Origin of the sequence: Shewanella sp. MBTL60-112-B2, from assembly GCF_019655055.1 — a bacterium.
Classification (GTDB): domain Bacteria; phylum Pseudomonadota; class Gammaproteobacteria; order Enterobacterales; family Shewanellaceae; genus Shewanella.
Window position 1 is genome coordinate 31,021 of sequence record NZ_BPFA01000014.1, and the last position, 17,202, is coordinate 48,222.

The window sequence follows — 17,202 nt, forward strand, 5'->3', positions numbered from 1 at the left end:
CAGCATCATCATCAAGCTTGGGCTATTAATTCACTCATTTGACGCTGCATGAGTAATTGATCAGCAAAATGCATCAATTCTACCTTTGCTTTTGTCGACACCTGGTTATAACGCTGGCGAGTAGAGAGCGCACAGTTAGCTAGCACCTCTTGCATGCCTAGTGGTTCATTGTGACGGATCACTAGCGCCTCCTCATTTAGCGCATTAGCCAAACGAAAAGCTGTAGTTCCATTTAATTGATATGTTTGACTGTTATCTGTCACTGTTTGGTCTGTATCGAGGAGGCCAAGTAACTTCTGAGGTACAGGAAGCTCAAACTTTGTTCTCAAATCATCACAAAGATGTCCCGGAGTCTGAAATTGAGCCATATCACGTGCATCTTCCGAGAGCATAGAAAGCAGTAACCCAAACTCACCCCGTCGGTTTGAACCGACTGCGTGATTGAGTCTCGAACCCAACTGGGATTCGTTAACTAATGAACTTTCTAACGGGAAAACACTCATTTTGAATAAAAATAAACCAATAAAACATACTGTTAAAACTTTATCGACTCAATAAGGGATTACTTTAGGCTTTATTTCGTTTTCAATCAGATTGAATTAGAGCAGTGGAAAAACATCTGTTTTTGCTCCGCCTACTTGCCCATAGGACTTATTTAATGATTTACCCATACAGCGACATGACTCCCCTGTTCTACGTTCAATGACTGATATGTATTTAAACATAAAGGGATTGTTTAAGTTCCAAGCTAATTAATGACCATATTGAGCAAGAATACATCTGAAAAACAACTCGTTGTCAGTTAATTAACCAAACAGTCAGTTCTTTAGGGTTTATTTCATATTTTGTCTTTACAGGAGAAATATTTCTGACTACTATTGCCGCCGCAATTGAGGAGGGGTTCCCGAGTGGCCAAAGGGATCAGACTGTAAATCTGACGGCTCAGCCTTCGAAGGTTCGAATCCTTCTCCCTCCACCATTTGCGCACAATTTGTAGAAATATATTCGTGGAGGGGTTCCCGAGTGGCCAAAGGGATCAGACTGTAAATCTGACGGCTCAGCCTTCGAAGGTTCGAATCCTTCTCCCTCCACCATTTCTATCTAATTGAAGTTAAGATGTACCAAGCAACAAACACGATAGGCCAATATTGTGTGTAAGACCAAGCAAGACCGAAGTTAAGAAAATGTGGAGGGGTTCCCGAGTGGCCAAAGGGATCAGACTGTAAATCTGACGGCTCAGCCTTCGAAGGTTCGAATCCTTCTCCCTCCACCACTTCTTAAATTATTCATCTCTTAGCTATTCAGCGTTAATTCTTATTTCTCACAATAAACATCACCGCAAATAATCATTCTCTCCCATATAGAGCAAGTACAATTCTATATACAGCATCAATAAATAATTATTAATCAAACATTTATATCTGCATTACAAACCATATCAAATTACATTATTACTACCCTTGAACCCATATATTCACTATGATTTAAATTAAATGTATAAATCAGAGGCTATATAGTGACTAATACTTGGGTAAATCAAGCAATTGGAAAAATTGAAGCTGACTTTCAAAGAAGTGCAGATACGCATCTAATTAAGCTAGATACGCTTAGCTTAAATGGTATTGATATTTACTTAAAAGATGAAAGTACCCACCCAACTGGAAGTTTAAAACACCGCCTCGCCCGCTCCTTGTTTCTCTATGCCCTATGTAATGGTTGGATAAAAGAAGGTACGCCGGTAATTGAATCATCTTCTGGTAGTACCGCAGTATCCGAAGCCTATTTCGCTCGATTGCTAGGTTTGCCATTTATCGCCGTCATGCCAAGCACCACGGCTAAGAAAAAAATCCAGCAAATTGAGTTTTATGGCGGTCAATGCCATTTTGTCGACCATTCAAGTAAGATTTATGCAGAGTCTGAACGTCTAGCGGCAGAACTTGACGGTCATTATATGGACCAGTTCACCTATGCCGAGCGCGCAACTGATTGGCGAGGAAATAATAATATCGCTGACTCTATTTTTAACCAGATGAAAAATGAGCAATATTCTATTCCAACATGGATTGTGATGAGTCCGGGGACTGGTGGAACATCAGCGACTATCGGCCGCTATATCCGTTATCAAAGATTAACCACCAAACTTTGTGTCGTTGATCCTGAAAACTCAGTTTTCTTTGATTATTTCCACACAGGTGATAAAAATGTTAGCTGCGCGAATGGTAGTAAAATTGAAGGCATTGGCAGACCACGCGCCGAACCATCATTTATTCCAGGAGTAGTTGATGAAATGCGTAAGATCCCTGATCCGGCATCGGTCGCCACCATCAATTGGCTTGAGAAGATTATTGGCCGCAAGACGGGTGCATCTACTGGCACAAATCTATACGGAGCCCTACAGCTCGCGAGTGAAATGGCAGCTAAAGGTGAGACGGGCTCAATCGTCACGCTGATTTGTGATTCAGGTGAACGTTATCTAGACACCTATTACAACAAGGATTGGATCAAACAAAATATTGGCGACCTCAGTACTTATGAAGAAGCTTTAGCGAAATTTAGTGCGACATGCGTATTAAATTGTCCAAGTTTGAAGCAATTCTAATCGGATTTTAAAAGCACTGCTATTTCATCGCTATATAGCCAAGCCAGCTGAAGATAAAGAGTTCAGTGGGAATTTAATACTCTTTAGCAAAGCCGTGAATGCTGCTTGAGTGCAGCTAATGCTTGTCCCTTAGCTAGATTAATAACGCAGCAGAAAGTACATTAAGCCCATCTCGAAGAAGGCTTTGCCCAAGGCCGCTGAAATGAGTATGTTTAAGTTGTTTAGCTCTTAAGATAAAAAGCCCTTAGATCATCGGATCTAAGGGCTTTTTATTTAAAACTTCGTCAGCTAAATCGAGCTAATTAATTTTTGTTAAAGTCATATCGCTCGAGTTGACTTTATCTAGTCAATATTTAAGTACTTATGGGTTTGCACCGATAAGCGCCAGTTACGCTCAATACAGGTCTTCATCGCCAACTCAGTTGCTCTCGGCTTTTGGCTGATAGGTTGTAGACAGACGGTTTTACCCGTTAAGTCAATGTCTTCAAGCAGTGTATCTAACTCATCAATATGTTTTTGGGTGGCGATGGGGTGCTTAATCTCATTGGCTCGATTAAGTGCCTGGGCTAATACAGCATAGCCGCCCTTCATATTCACTTTGGGTGATACGGTTACCCAAGTATCTGAGTGACAAAGTACATCGAAGGTGCCACTGGTCTCAATCTGTGTTTGATAACCTTGATCATGAAGATATTGCGTTAACTCGCTTAAGTCATATAAACAAGGTTCACCGCCTGTGATCACCACAAGTTTGGCAGAAAACCCTTTATCTTCAAATGCACTAACTAACTGCTGGGCGCTGAGTTCGGCCCAACGACCTATTGTACCGTCAACCTGTATAACCAAGTCAGGCGCAACACGATTATCTTCTAGCAATTCCCAAGTCTGTTTAGTATCACACCAAGAACAACCAACAGGACAGCCTTGAAGTCTAACAAAGATAGCCGGCACTCCAGTATGAGTCCCCTCGCCTTGTATTGTTTCAAACACTTCATTAACTGGATATTTCATTATCTGACCTCTTGATTAACTGGGTCGCATTTATAGTGGATTTTACTCTTAGTCGCAAGTAGTTTAAAACCATTCACAGCTGAGCTAAACTACTCAGTCTTATTTATTGAAAGATTAAAGCTTAATTATGTCAAAAGCCGTTGTAGTTTTTAGTGGTGGTCAAGATTCGACAACCTGTCTCATTCAAGCCCTTCAACAATTCGATGAGGTCCACGGGATCACCTTCGATTATGGACAAAGACATAAAGAAGAAATTGAGATCGCCAAAACACTGGCTAGCAAGTTGAAATTGGCTAGTCACAAGGTTATGGACGTGACGCTACTTAATGAGTTGGCTATCTCAGCCCTTACCCGTGACTCTATTCCAGTCTCTAATGAATTGATGGATAACGGCTTACCCAATACTTTTGTCCCAGGACGAAATATCCTATTTCTTACTCTTGCCGGGATCTATGCCTATCAAGTAGGTGCCGATGTGGTGATTACCGGTGTATGCGAAACGGACTTTTCTGGCTATCCAGATTGTCGTAATGACTTTGTACAAGCCATGCAGGCAGCACTTGAGCAGGGTATGGACAAAAAACTCACCATTCAAACTCCTTTAATGTGGTTAGATAAGGCCGAAACTTGGGCTTTAGCAGATAAATACCAAAGCTTAGAACTAATCCGTGATGAGACGCTCACTTGTTATAACGGAATTAAGGGTGATGGTTGTGGTACCTGCCCTGCCTGCCTATTAAGAAAGCGCGGGCTTGAAGAGTACCTCAGCAATAAAGAAGCGATACAAGCCAGACTTGCGGCTAAATGCTAAAACTCAACTTAGGGGCTAATCGCCCCTATGGGGTTGCGCTGCTGATCACTCTAGTGTGTGTTAGCCTGTTTTATTTACAGCTTGACGCCGAGTTGGCCTATCAAAGAAATCTTATCATTGATGGCCAATGGTGGAGATTAGTCAGCGGTAATTTACTGCACACCAATGCTTGGCACCTATATATGAACCTAGCAGGTTTATGGGTGATATTAGCGCTGCATGAGCAACACTACCAAGCCAAAGGCCTCAGCCTAGTCTTTTTCATACTCTGCCTGATGCAGGGGCTCGGCTTACTGGTTTTCTTCCCAAGCCTTATTGGTTATGTAGGCTTAAGCGGGATGCTGCATGGTCTGTTTACCTATGGAGCCGTGTTGGATATTCGCCGTGGATTAAAATCCGGTTACCTACTGCTATTGGGAGTGTTCTTAAAGGTTGCCTATGAGCAATATTTTGGTGCAAGCCTTGAGATGACTCAACTCATCGACGCCAGAGTGGCAACTGAAGCCCACTTAGTGGGACTCCTCAGTGGGCTTATCTGTGTTGGCGTATTTATCGCTTACAAACGTTTGGGACGTGAGCACCTGTAAATGCATTATGAACTAAAAAGGAGAGCTCAGTTTAACTGGCTCTCCTTTTTAGTTCATAGAGGACTATTTAGCGCTAGGCTTTTATAAACTGCTCTCTGAGCCGACTAACTTGATCGCGAATAGCGGCGGCTTCTTCGAACTCTAGGTTTTTAGCATGTTCATGCATCTGCTTTTCGAGCCTATCAATGTCATGGCTAATATCAGCAGGTTTAGCCACATGGTAACCGCCTTCTTTTTCCGCGACCCCACGCTCGCTATCGACATAATGGTGATCTCCCACATCCATTACATCAGTTATGCGTTTAACCACACCTTTAGGTGTAATGCCATTTTCTAAATTATATTGATGCTGTTTTTCACGACGGCGATTGGTTTCGGTTATCGCTTTATCCATCGACTTAGTAATGCGATCACCGTAAAGGATCACCTTACCATTTACGTTTCGCGCCGCACGACCGATAGTCTGGATCAGTGAGCGCTCAGAACGTAAAAAACCTTCTTTATCGGCATCGAGAATACAGACTAAAGACACCTCTGGCATATCTAAGCCTTCTCGAAGCAAGTTAATACCGATAAGCACATCAAATTTGCCTAGTCTTAAGTCACGAATAATTTCAACTCGCTCAACGGTATCGATATCTGAATGCAAGTACCTAACTTTAACACCGTGCTCATCAAGATACTCACTGAGATCTTCAGACATACGTTTAGTTAAGGTAGTGACCAACACCCGCTCATTCACTGCCACTCGCTTGCCGATTTCGGAGAGCAAGTCGTCGACTTGAATGCCGACAGGCCGAACTTCAATTTCAGGATCAAGTAGACCTGTGGGTCTGACAACCTGCTCGGCAATTTCACCATCGGATTTATCAATTTCATAATCACTAGGTGTTGCAGACACAAAAATACTTTGTGGCATTAGCGCTTCAAACTCTTCAAACTTTAACGGCCGGTTATCAAGCGCCGAAGGTAAGCGGAAACCATATTCCACTAGATTCATTTTTCTCGAACGATCACCTTTATACATAGCACCAATTTGCGGAACTGTTACGTGGGACTCGTCGATGATCAATAAACCATCTTCAGGCAGATAATCTAATAAAGTTGGCGGTCCATCACCAGGTGCTCGCCCAGACAGGTAACGAGAGTAGTTTTCAATACCAGAGCAGTAGCCAAGCTCCGTCATCATCTCAACATCATATTGGACCCGCTCGGTAATACGCTGCTCTTCTATCAGTTTATTTAGATCAAGTAGCTGCTTCTTACGATCTCTGAGCTCTTCTTTGATCTCTTCTGTTGCCGCTAAGATTGACTCTCTAGGTGTTACATAATGACTCTTTGGATAAACGGTGATCCGAGCGATACGTTTAACCACATGGCCAGTGAGTGGGTCAAACAAGCTTAAGCGTTCAATTTCATCATCAAACAGCTCGATACGAATGGCATGTTTATCTGAATCAGCAGGAAAGATATCAATCACTTCCCCTCTCACACGATAAGTGCCGCGCTGTAACTCGATATCGTTACGTGTATATTGCAGCTCACTGAGGCGTTTTAGGATCTCGCGCTGTTCTATGATGCCACCTTCACGCAGGTGTAATAGCATCTTCATATACGACTTAGGATCACCCAAGCCATAAATTGCCGACACAGAGGCAATCAGAACGACATCTTTTCGTTCTAACAAAGCCTTAGTAGCCGATAAACGCATCTGTTCAATATGTGCATTGACCGATGCATCTTTTTCAATAAAAGTCCCTGTAGAAGGAACATAAGCTTCTGGTTGATAATAATCGTAATAAGAAACGAAGTATTCGACGGCGTTATGGGGGAAGAACTCTTTCATCTCCCCATAGAGCTGAGCAGCAAGCGTCTTATTGGGCGCCATAATAATCGTCGGGCGCGACATTTTGGCGATAACATTGGCTACCGTAAAAGTCTTACCCGATCCAGTAACACCTAATAATGTCTGGCAAGCGACGCCTGACTCGAGTCCCTCAACAAGTTTATTGATGGCCGTAGGCTGATCGCCGGCAGGCTGATACATGGACTCTAATTGAAATACAGATTCTGACACTCAGATGCTTCCCTAGAAAGATGAGCGATTATTTTAACCTAATTAGGTCAAAAATGGCGCGTAATCGTGAAATTATCAACTGACTTATGTTCGCAGGTTAGAGCCAGATAACCACGGCCAGCTTAAACATTAGTAAAAGTAACGCAAATGCCCTATAAGAGCAGCGCTTAACATAAATTAAGATCATCACTTAGTTTAGCTAAACATTAAAACAGACTTCTGTTAGAGCATGTTTTAACTATCACACCTTGAAGCTCTTCGAGTTGGGACACTAGTCATGTCAGGGTTAATTGCAAAATCGACGTTCAGTTACTAAATGAAACTTTATAACATCGAATAAAGTGCATACACATTGATTATTTTAGCGTCAAAGCCAGTAGAATGGGCATTTTAATTCACAAGAAACACCGACAACAAAGTTACACTTTAGCAACATTTCTGAAATTACCACAATTAACTGTTGCTTTTTCCATCACACTGTTTTTACTAGCTAAAAAAAACAATCAATAAATTCGCTCAATTTAAGCTCAATGCCCAATCCATCGGCATTTGCCGATGATTTTTCCACTTAACCCACAGGCTTATCCACAGAATCAGTGGATAACTCTCACAAAGCTTATCTACAGGGGCTTTTAAGGCTAAGCACGACTAAAGTATGACGCGATGTGTTTTTGAAAGTTTCTTACATTTGTAATTATCGCTGCAGGATTAACTAAGGTATAAACCATTAAACAATAGAAAACTGCGATTAACTCATGCACTTGCATTTGCTACTGCTCATATATTAACAAAAGCGCTGCATTCATCATCATTATGTGTATTAGGTGAGCACTTGAGCGTATAAATTCATTTTTTTCCCCTTATCGAGTTGACTCAATTGTAAGAGCGATTTAATATGCGCTCCGTCTTCAACGAGACGTAACTTAAACGCTTCCCCTGTAGTTCAGTTGGTAGAACGGCGGACTGTTAATCCGTATGTCACTGGTTCGAGTCCAGTCTGGGGAGCCAACCTTTCTAAGCATTATCTCTTCTATTTCCCTTTCGTTTCTTAGCAATAAATCCCTAAATTATTTTATTTAAAAGCCGCTGCATTATATTTACGCTGCAATAAAATCATAAACCTGTTTATAATACTTCCAATTAACCAGTGTTACTCGAATTAATACGAGTTATGTCTCGCGTTGAACGGACTCTTTTATGACAACCTCCAAACTTTTCCAGTTGTTTTTAGTACTACTTTTTTCTGGGCTCACCTTTTTAAGCTACCTAGATGAAAAGCAAAAATTAACAGCCCAAGCTCAGCAGGAACTTGAACAATACGCCAACAACATCAAGCAACAGAAAAATTGGCAAGGAAAAGGTGAGTCGCTTTACGATATCCTCAAGCAGCAATATAACTTTCAATTTTTCCAATATATCGATACATCAGATAGCAATAATAATTTCACCCAAGGCCAATTAGTCCCCACAGAGAAAGCCTATTTAACGAAGTTATTCTCCATTCAGTCACCACATACTCAGGCTTTAAATGCTGGTAGATTACAAGTAAAGCTATCTAATCTATCTAAAGTTGATAGCACTGTTGCCCGATTTCAAAATGCCCTGGCCATCATATGGGCAATTTTCCTGTTAATAAGCGTTACTTACTTACTTTTAACCATCCGACAAAAAAGCAAAATTCGCTATATTTCAATGTGTGTTGAGAATTTAGCTAAACTCTCTTTCGCTACAATTGATAAATCTCGCATAAAAGGTGAATTTAGCAGCGTAGGCATCAGTCTCGATAACAGTAAACAGCTTTTAAAAGCCAAAATTGATGAATTCCAACAGGCTCATGAAAAACTAAGTAAAACAGCTTTTCACGATCCTATTACTGGCTTTGGAACTCGGGCTCTATTTACTGAAAAACTAAATGAAATAGGAAAGCCGGAACGTAAAGACACCGGTATTTTAGTGGTTATCAGAGCGACGGAACTTGGCTCTATCAACCAAATGCATGGTAGAGAAGCCGGTGATGATTACCTTACTCGTATTGCTAATGATATTCGCAGTGCATTTAATCAGTACCCTAAAGCGCAGTTTTATAGGATCTCAACCGCCGACTTTGCCATTGTTATTGCCGATATCGCTATCAAGCAAGCTACCGAAATTGCCGATACAATAAAGACCGCATTTAATGAGTATCAACAACAAGTTGGCACTCCTACTATTGGTCATACAGGCATAGTTCCCTACCAGCAAGAGAGCGACCCTGTCTCTTTAATGACCCTAGCCGATACCGCCGTCAGTATTGCCCAAACACTAGGTCCCAACTGTTACCATATTCAAGAGAAACTCACCGGTGCAGAACTTTTTGGGGAAAGTCGTTGGAAAGTAGCGATTAACGACCTTTTAAGGCGAAAAGCGATAAAATTCTATATTCAACCAATTCGCCCATGTCGACATAATGTTGAGTTCTATCGCGAGCTATTATCGCGTTTCTACAATAGCCAAGGAAAATTATTACCCACGGCGACTGTCATCGCGATGGCTGAACGTCACGGCATGAGCGAAGAACTCGATAAGCTTATCGTCTTAAATACACTTCGCATGCTTATTCAATCACCAAACCTAGACGGACTTATAGGGATCAACATCAGTGCAGCCTCTGCAACCAATAAGTCGTTTGTTTCATGGTTAAAAAACATCCTTAGCAGACAGCGGCAGATTGCGGCTAGGTTAGTTTTTGAGGTGAGTGAGTCTGGTATGCAGGCAAATCTCAGTGCCACCTACCATTTTATCAATGAACTCCATAGTGTCGGCTCACGGATCTCTATCGAACGCTTTGGTCTAGGCTTTACTTCATTTAAACTTTTTAAAGAAGTTCGCCCTGACTATATTAAATTAGACCCAAGTTACACTCAGGAAATCACCCAAGACCCACACAATAAATTCTTCGTTAAAATGATCATAGATATTGCCCGCAAATTGGGGATCAAAGTGATTGCAACTGGGGTTGAAAAACAGCAAGACAAGCTGGCGATGGAGCAACTACTCATTGACGGTTTACAAGGCTACTATATTGCTGAGCCTAGCCCAATAAAACAGGAAGAAAAGTCGCTAAATACGGCTTAGTACTGACTATTTATAAAGCAAACTTTTTATCCTTGCTTTCTATGTGTTGTTAATGGCTTAGGAAAAGCCGATAATAGAGTCAATTCTGTCTAAAAAATTTGATTAGAGATGAGTGAATATCTCCTGTTATTGATTGGCACAGTGCTAGTCAACAACTTCGTATTAGTAAAATTTCTTGGCCTTTGCCCTTTTATGGGGGTATCTAGCAAACTTGAGTCGGCTATCGGCATGTCGATGGCGACGACTTTCGTGCTAACGCTAGCCTCAATATTGAGTTACCTGGTCAATCAGTACCTGTTGCTACCTTTTGATCTCGGGTACCTACGCACCATGAGTTTTATTCTTGTGATTGCTGTTGTGGTGCAGTTTACCGAGATGCTGGTTCAAAAAACCAGTGCATCGCTACATCGTGCTTTAGGTATTTACCTGCCTTTGATTACCACTAACTGTGCCGTTCTCGGTGTCGCCCTGCTTAATATCAATGAAAAACATGGCTTTATTGAATCTGCCATCTTTGGATTTGCTGCTGCGGTCGGTTTCTCATTAGTGTTAATTCTTTTCTCTGCCATGAGAGAACGTCTTGCAGCCGCCGATGTCCCTACCCCTTTTAAAGGTGGGGCCATTGCTATGGTCACCGCAGGACTGATGTCACTTGCCTTTATGGGATTCACAGGGTTGGTTAAATAAACATGTCCGCTATTGTCATCGCTATTGCTGTACTTACAATACTCGCGCTCGTATTCGGTGTATTACTGGGCTTTGCCGCTGAGAAATTTAAGGTTGAAGGCAACCCTTTAACCGATCAAATTGAAGCACTATTACCACAAACTCAATGTGGCCAATGTGGTTACCCAGGTTGTCGACCTTATGCTGAAGCCATTGCCAATGGAGACAAGGTCAACAAGTGTCCTCCCGGTGGCGCCGCCACGATGGAAAAACTCGCAGACCTAATGGGCGTTGAACCAGAGCCACTTAATGCCACCGAAGCAGTCCAAATTAAAAAAGTCGCATACATTCGTGAAGATGAGTGTATTGGCTGTACAAAGTGCATACAGGCCTGCCCGGTTGATGCCATTTTAGGCTCCGGAAAATTAATGCATACCGTCATAACCGACTATTGCACCGGCTGTGACCTATGTGTTGCGCCTTGCCCTGTTGATTGTATCGATATGCTACCAGTAGAACAGACCACTAAGACCTGGAATTGGCAACTGAACGCCATTCCCGTCAAGCAGTTGCAAGAGGATAAGCCGTGTTAACTTTATTAGAGCAAATTGATAAAGGGACGCTTTGGCGCTCACATGGTGGTGTTCACCCTCCAGAATTAAAAAATCTATCAAATAAAACAACAATTTGTGAGTTATCACTTGCAAGTCAATACGTTTTGCCTCTCACCCAGGTTGGAGAAAGTGCTCTTCTCACGGTGAAAGTTGGCGATAGAGTACTGAAAGGTCAGAGTCTGACATCGGGCACTAGCTTTGCTTATAGCCCTGTGCATGCACCTACGTCCGGTGTTATCAGCCAAATTCAACCTATGCCAAGTAATCATGCTTCTGGCATTGCAGTATTAAGCTGCGTAATTGATGCTGATGGCTTAGATGAATCGTGCGAGATCCAAAGCTCAGATGTAGCATCTTTAAGTAACCAAGAGATCTTAAGCAAGATTCAACAGGCAGGTATTGCAGGACTAGGCGGCGCAGCTTTTCCTACTCATATTAAATTGAGTCCAGCCAGTGACATTGAACTGGTTATTATTAACGGTATTGAGTGCGAGCCTTACATTACCTCTGACGATCGTCTCATGCGCGAACACAGCGATGAGATCCTGTCAGGTATTGCAATCATCCAAAAGCTACTCAAGCCAAAGCGCATCATTATCGCCATCGAGGATAATAAGCCCGAAGCAATTGAAGCGATGCAACATGCGCTTAATCGCAGCGAGTTAGTGACAGATAGCGCCAGGATCACCGCAGTTCCAACCAAGTATCCATCTGGTGGTGAGAAACAGCTAATACAGATTTTAACTGGCCAAGAAGTGCCATCTGGCTCCATTCCGGCACAGCTAGGCATGTTAGTACAAAACGTAGGTACAGCTTATGCCATTTATGACGCCGTTACTAATGGCCATGCTCTAACGCGCCGTGTTGTCACCGTGACAGGCTTAAATAGCCAAACACCAGGTAACTACTGGGTACCCATTGGCACGCCAATCAAACATATTCTCAAACAGCTTGGTTTTAATGGCGATTTAGCCACTGATAAAGTCATTATCGGTGGCCCGATGATGGGTCACTCACTACCTGATATTTCTGCCCCGGTATTAAAGGGGACAAACTGCATTTTGTTACCTAGCAGCGAAGAGATAGCGCCTGAACAAGATGAGAAACCTTGTATTCGCTGCGGTGAATGTGCGGTTGTCTGCCCTAGCCTACTCTTACCTCAGCAACTGTTTTGGCATGCAAAAGCAGAAGAATACGACAAAGCCACAAGCTTTAACTTACACGACTGCATCGAATGCGGTTGCTGTAGCTTTGTCTGCCCGAGTGATATTCCACTGGTTGAGTATTACCGTATCGCTAAATCAGCAATACGTACTCAAACCGAAGAGAAGAAGCAAGCTGATTTTGCTAAGCAACGTTTTGAAGCAAGACTTCAGCGTTTAGAAGAGGAAAAGCTTGCTCGCGAAGCCAAAGCTAAAGAAGCTGCAGATCGCCGTAAGGGCAATATGTCTAGCGGTGACAGAGATGCCGTTGCCGAAGCGATGGCCCGCATTAAAGCTAAGAAAGCGGCCGATAGTCAGCAGAGTGAAGTCACAACAGCTGCCGAGACGACAACAGACAAGAAAGCGCAAGTTGCAGCAGCTATTGCTCGTGCTAAAGCCAAAAAATCAAATGTCAATGCAGACGTTAATACAGTAGATGCTTCAACTGAGTCTCCAGCAACTGACAAGAAAGCGCAAATTGCTGCCGCTGTTGCACGTGCTAAAGCTAAAAAATCAAATGTCACTGCAGATGTTAATACAGTAGATGCTTCAACTGAGTCTCCAGTAACTGACAAGAAAGCACAAATTGTTGCAGCTATTGCACGTGCAAAGGCCAAAAAAGCGGCGCAGGCAGATAAAGCTCTACCTTGCGATAGCTCAGAAACTAAAGCTACAGAAGCTGAAACCTCTAGTGCTGAAGTTTCTGAAACACTGTCAGCCGAGGATGCAAAAAAAGCACGCATAGCTGCTGCAGTTGCAAAGGCTAAGGCCAAGAAAGCCTCTTTATCGCCTGAAGGCCAAGCTTTAGAGCTCCATGCTGCAGAAGCTCATGCTGTAGTGGAGCAAAATTCAGAAGCAGAGAACGTTGAGGTTCAAACTAACGAACTGTTAGATACTGAAACAGCACAACCTCTGTCAGCTGAGGATGCTAAAAAGGCTCGCATTGCCGCAGCAGTTGCCAAAGCTAAGGCCAAGAAAGCATCTTTACCGACTGATGCTCAAGCTATAGAAGCTCAAGCTGTAGAGATTGAAGTTTCAGAAATTGAAGCTATTGAAGCTCAACCTAGCAAGCCGGTAGACACTGAAATAGCACAACCTCTGTCAGCTGAAGATGCTAAGAAGGCTCGCATTGCCGCAGCAGTTGCTAAAGCTAAAGCGAAAAAGATGCAACAAAAATTGCAGGATAAGGAATAAACCATGGCGTTTAAATTAGCCTCGTCACCTCATTTAAAGGTGCATCTACAAACCCAAAGTGTGATGCGCCGGGTTATTTTATGTGCCCTACCAGGCATTGCCGCTCAGTGTTATTTTTTCGGCTTTGGCGTACTCATACAAGTTTTGCTGGCAATTATTGTCGCATTAACTGCTGAAGCAGCAGTTCTTGCCTTAAGAAAACGCGCAGTGCTTTCTACCATTAGCGATAACAGCGCCGTGTTAACGGCTATATTAATTGGCGTTGCCATACCGCCAATCGCCCCTTGGTGGTTAGTGGTGATTGGCACCTTGTTTGCTATTGTGCTTGTTAAGCAGTTATACGGGGGGCTTGGGCAGAATATCTTCAATCCCGCAATGGCCGCATACGTCATGCTGCTTATTTCGTTCCCAGTACAGATGACTAGCTGGTCTATTCCAACTGCGATTGCTCAAAATCCAATGGATACTGGCTTAACGCTGCAGGCTATATTTGGCTCAATGAGCGCCGAGCAGTTAAGTCTTTATAAACTCGGTTTTGATGGCGTGGCAATGGCGACCCCGCTCGATACTGTTAAGACTGACCTATCTTTAGGCTTAACGACTTCTGAGAGCTTAAGTAAAGCCATTTTCAGTGATGGTTATGGCGTTGGTTGGTTCTGGGTCAACATGGCTTACCTTGCAGGTGGCCTGATTATGTTAAAACTAAAAGTGATCCGCTGGCACATCAGTTTCGCCATTCTAGGTTCACTTTTTGTCTGTAGCAGTTTCGGTTATCTGTTAAGTCCAGATACCCATGTAGGCCCTTTACTGCAGCTGTTTTCTGGCGCCACCATGATTGCGGCATTTTTTATCGCTACCGATCCTGTAACAGCCGCAACCAGTGTTAAAGGACGACTGTTGTTCGGTACGCTTATTGGTGTGCTGGTTTATGTTATTCGTACCTATGGTGGCTACCCAGACGCTTTCGCTTTTGCCGTTTTACTGGCTAACCTGTGTGCTCCATTTATTGATTACTACGTTAAACCGCGTACTTATGGCCACCGCACGGGCAACTGAGCATAAAGAGAATTTATTTTGAAAAAATCAATGTTAAAGAATGGTTCACTTCTAGGTCTATTTGCACTCTTGTGCACGGGTCTAGTGGCTGCGGTAAACCTATTTACTTACGATAAAATCAAGCAACAAGAGAAAGTTGAACTCGCGCGTGTACTGCATCAGATCATTCCCGATGAAATCCACGATAACGAACTCACTGCGCACTGTATTGTGCTTAACTCTATGGAGTTTTTAGGCACTGATAACTCACTGCCTGCCTATATCGCGACTAAAAACGATAAGGGTGTGGCTATTGCCATTGAGGCGATTGCACCTGATGGCTATAACGGTAATATCCGTATTATTGTTGGCATCAGCGATAAAGGTGAAGTGTTAGGCGTACGTACACTATCGCATCAAGAAACACCTGGGCTGGGTGATAAAATAGAACTGAGAAAATCCGATTGGGTGCGCTCATTTGATGGATTATTTTTATTATCAGATAATGATAAACGCTGGAATGTAAAAAAGGATGGCGGTGAAATCGATCAATTTACTGGTGCTACCATCACACCGCGTGCCTATGTGAAAGCCGTTAAAAATGCTGTTAGCTATTTTAATGCCAATAAGGCACAGCTGTTATCGACACCTGCCAATTGCGAGGTTGCAAAATGAGTGATTATAAAGAGCTAACCAAACAGGGACTTTGGAAGAACAATCCTGGTCTAGTGCAACTTTTAGGGCTGTGCCCTCTTCTGGCTGTGACCGCGACCTTAACCAATGCTCTAGGTTTAGGCCTTGCGACCATGCTGGTATTAATCGGCTCAAACATCTTAGTCTCTCTGGTGCGTGATTTTGTACCAAAAGAGATCCGTATTCCTGTGTTTGTAATGATCATCGCAGCACTAGTAACAACCGTGCAACTATTAATTAATGCATACGCTTACGGCTTGTATTTATCACTTGGGATCTTCTTACCACTCATCGTCACTAACTGCGTTATTATCGGTCGCGCCGAGGCTTTTGCATCGCGTAATAATGTTGCTAAATCGGCTTTTGACGGACTAATGATGGGTTTAGGTTTTACCTTAGTCCTGTGTATTTTGGGTGCAGCTCGTGAAATATTAGGTCAAGGCACACTATTTTACGGTGCCGATCAATTGTTAGGCGAATGGGCTAAGTCACTGACTATTCATATCTGGCAAGTTGAAACTAGCTTCTTATTGGCCATGTTACCACCTGGCGCCTTTATTGGTATGGGCTTACTCATCGCACTTAAAAATGTCATCGATCAATATCTTGCAACTAAACAGCCTAAAGTCGAGCAAGAAGCGCCTACTCGAGCGCGTATTACTAAGGTCAATTAAGCCGCGATAAATAACAAAAATACACGATACGGATATAGAGATAATGAATACTGAGAAGCGCCGCCAGATCCTTGAAAGACTTAGAGAGAATAATCCTCACCCTGAAACTGAGCTTAATTTTTCAAGCCCTTTTGAGCTACTGGTTGCCGTTACATTATCAGCGCAAGCTACAGATGTTAGTGTTAATAAAGCTACCGATAAACTATTTCCGGTAGCCAATACAGCGCAGTCTATTGCAGCGCTTGGTGTTGAAGGCCTTAAGCAATATATTAAAACTATTGGCCTATACAACAATAAAGCCATTAATGTGGTAAAAGCTTGTGAAATCTTAGTCGAAAAGTACAACGGTGAGGTACCAGAGGATCGTGAGGCACTCGAAGCCCTTCCCGGCGTAGGTAGAAAGACCGCAAATGTGGTACTCAACACCGCTTTTGGTTGGCCAACCATCGCGGTCGACACTCACATAGACAGGGTCTCAAATCGCACCAAATTTGCGATGGGTAAAAACGTCGTTGAAGTGGAGAACAAGCTGCTAAAAGTCGTTCCTGCTGAGTTTAAGGTCGATGTGCACCATTGGCTTATCTTGCACGGTCGCTACACCTGTATTGCCCGTAAACCTCGCTGTGGTAGCTGTATTATCGAGGACCTCTGTGAGTTCAAAGACAAGGTTTATCCAGAGGATTGATCTCTTTACCAGCTAGATTGATTCATCAGATACAACAAAGCCGCTATTAGCGGCTTTTTTGTATCTCTATGTATATTAAGTTAAAGCAATCTATCGTATCGCCAAAACTAAATAGTGATTAGTACATACAGATAAAGAAAACAGTTAAAAACGCAGCAATAACAGCTGTAAGAGCTAGTGACATCTTTAGTTCGGTTTGCATGGTGTTCTCCTTAAGTAACTGAGTCAATAATATAAGAA

General features: G+C 42.8%; 14 protein-coding genes and 4 tRNA genes. 15 read left to right on the plus strand and 3 right to left on the minus strand.

Features of this window, described 5'->3' with window-relative positions; genetic code table 11:
* Nucleotides 1–11: 11 nt before the first annotated feature.
* Nucleotides 12–503, minus strand: a complete 492-nt coding sequence (locus K5Q73_RS10720) for a VC2046/SO_2500 family protein (RefSeq protein WP_220763016.1) — start codon at nucleotides 501–503, stop codon at nucleotides 12–14.
* A gap of 391 nt (nucleotides 504–894) precedes the next feature.
* On the opposite strand from K5Q73_RS10720, the gene K5Q73_RS10725 reads away from it, so the two are divergent.
* The 4 genes from K5Q73_RS10725 (at nucleotide 895) to K5Q73_RS10740 (ending at nucleotide 2,599) form a co-directional block, all read left to right on the plus strand.
* Nucleotides 895–979 (plus strand) — tRNA-Tyr (locus K5Q73_RS10725).
* Between the two features lie 30 nt (nucleotides 980–1,009).
* Nucleotides 1,010–1,094 (plus strand) — tRNA-Tyr (locus K5Q73_RS10730).
* 94 nt (nucleotides 1,095–1,188) lie between these two features.
* Nucleotides 1,189–1,273: transfer RNA gene (locus tag K5Q73_RS10735), tRNA-Tyr, on the plus strand.
* A 243-nt stretch (nucleotides 1,274–1,516) separates the two neighbouring features.
* On the plus strand, nucleotides 1,517–2,599 hold the full coding sequence (locus K5Q73_RS10740; protein ID WP_308443284.1) for a PLP-dependent cysteine synthase family protein: 1,083 nt from the start codon (nucleotides 1,517–1,519) through the stop codon (nucleotides 2,597–2,599).
* 342 nt (nucleotides 2,600–2,941) lie between these two features.
* Here K5Q73_RS10740 and queE read toward each other — a convergent pair whose 3' ends face one another.
* Nucleotides 2,942–3,610 (minus strand): 7-carboxy-7-deazaguanine synthase QueE, encoded by a 669-nt coding sequence (gene queE / locus K5Q73_RS10745; RefSeq protein ID WP_220763015.1) that lies wholly within the window; start codon nucleotides 3,608–3,610, stop codon nucleotides 2,942–2,944.
* 127 nt (nucleotides 3,611–3,737) lie between these two features.
* On the opposite strand from queE, the gene queC reads away from it, so the two are divergent.
* Complete coding sequence (gene queC / locus K5Q73_RS10750; protein ID WP_220763006.1) at nucleotides 3,738–4,421, plus strand: 7-cyano-7-deazaguanine synthase QueC; 684 nt, start codon at nucleotides 3,738–3,740, stop codon at nucleotides 4,419–4,421.
* Entirely contained in the window at nucleotides 4,415–5,008 is a 594-nt protein-coding gene (gene rrtA, locus K5Q73_RS10755) for a rhombosortase (protein ID WP_220763004.1), read from the plus strand. The genes queC and rrtA overlap by 7 nt, the downstream gene beginning before the upstream one ends.
* Before the next feature lie 73 nt (nucleotides 5,009–5,081).
* Here the strand turns inward: rrtA and uvrB are convergent, their stop codons facing one another.
* Nucleotides 5,082–7,085, minus strand: a complete 2,004-nt coding sequence (gene uvrB, locus K5Q73_RS10760) for an excinuclease ABC subunit UvrB (RefSeq protein WP_220763002.1) — start codon at nucleotides 7,083–7,085, stop codon at nucleotides 5,082–5,084.
* 932 nt (nucleotides 7,086–8,017) lie between these two features.
* Here uvrB and K5Q73_RS10765 point away from each other — a divergent pair.
* From K5Q73_RS10765 to nth, 9 genes are all read left to right on the plus strand, one after another.
* A tRNA-Asn gene (locus K5Q73_RS10765) sits at nucleotides 8,018–8,093 on the plus strand.
* A gap of 189 nt (nucleotides 8,094–8,282) precedes the next feature.
* On the plus strand, nucleotides 8,283–10,199 hold the full coding sequence (locus K5Q73_RS10770) for an EAL domain-containing protein (protein ID WP_220763374.1): 1,917 nt from the start codon (nucleotides 8,283–8,285) through the stop codon (nucleotides 10,197–10,199).
* 108 nt (nucleotides 10,200–10,307) lie between these two features.
* Nucleotides 10,308–10,886, plus strand: coding sequence for an electron transport complex subunit RsxA (rsxA, locus tag K5Q73_RS10775; RefSeq protein WP_220763372.1), 579 nt, complete (start codon nucleotides 10,308–10,310; stop codon nucleotides 10,884–10,886).
* 2 nt (nucleotides 10,887–10,888) lie between these two features.
* Nucleotides 10,889–11,458 (plus strand): electron transport complex subunit RsxB, encoded by a 570-nt coding sequence (gene rsxB, locus K5Q73_RS10780; protein WP_220763370.1) that lies wholly within the window; start codon nucleotides 10,889–10,891, stop codon nucleotides 11,456–11,458.
* On the plus strand, nucleotides 11,452–13,875 hold the full coding sequence (gene rsxC / locus K5Q73_RS10785; RefSeq protein ID WP_220766145.1) for an electron transport complex subunit RsxC: 2,424 nt from the start codon (nucleotides 11,452–11,454) through the stop codon (nucleotides 13,873–13,875). The genes rsxB and rsxC overlap by 7 nt, the downstream gene beginning before the upstream one ends.
* 3 nt (nucleotides 13,876–13,878) lie before the next feature.
* Entirely contained in the window at nucleotides 13,879–14,931 is a 1,053-nt protein-coding gene (gene rsxD / locus K5Q73_RS10790) for an electron transport complex subunit RsxD (protein ID WP_220763366.1), read from the plus strand.
* 18 nt (nucleotides 14,932–14,949) lie between these two features.
* Nucleotides 14,950–15,585, plus strand: coding sequence for an electron transport complex subunit RsxG (gene rsxG / locus K5Q73_RS10795; protein WP_220763364.1), 636 nt, complete (start codon nucleotides 14,950–14,952; stop codon nucleotides 15,583–15,585).
* Complete coding sequence (locus K5Q73_RS10800) at nucleotides 15,582–16,277, plus strand: electron transport complex subunit E (RefSeq protein WP_220763362.1); 696 nt, start codon at nucleotides 15,582–15,584, stop codon at nucleotides 16,275–16,277. Before rsxG ends, K5Q73_RS10800 begins: the two co-directional genes overlap by 4 nt.
* Before the next feature lie 43 nt (nucleotides 16,278–16,320).
* Nucleotides 16,321–16,962, plus strand: a complete 642-nt coding sequence (gene nth, locus K5Q73_RS10805; RefSeq protein WP_220763360.1) for an endonuclease III — start codon at nucleotides 16,321–16,323, stop codon at nucleotides 16,960–16,962.
* Nucleotides 16,963–17,202 lie beyond the last annotated feature (240 nt).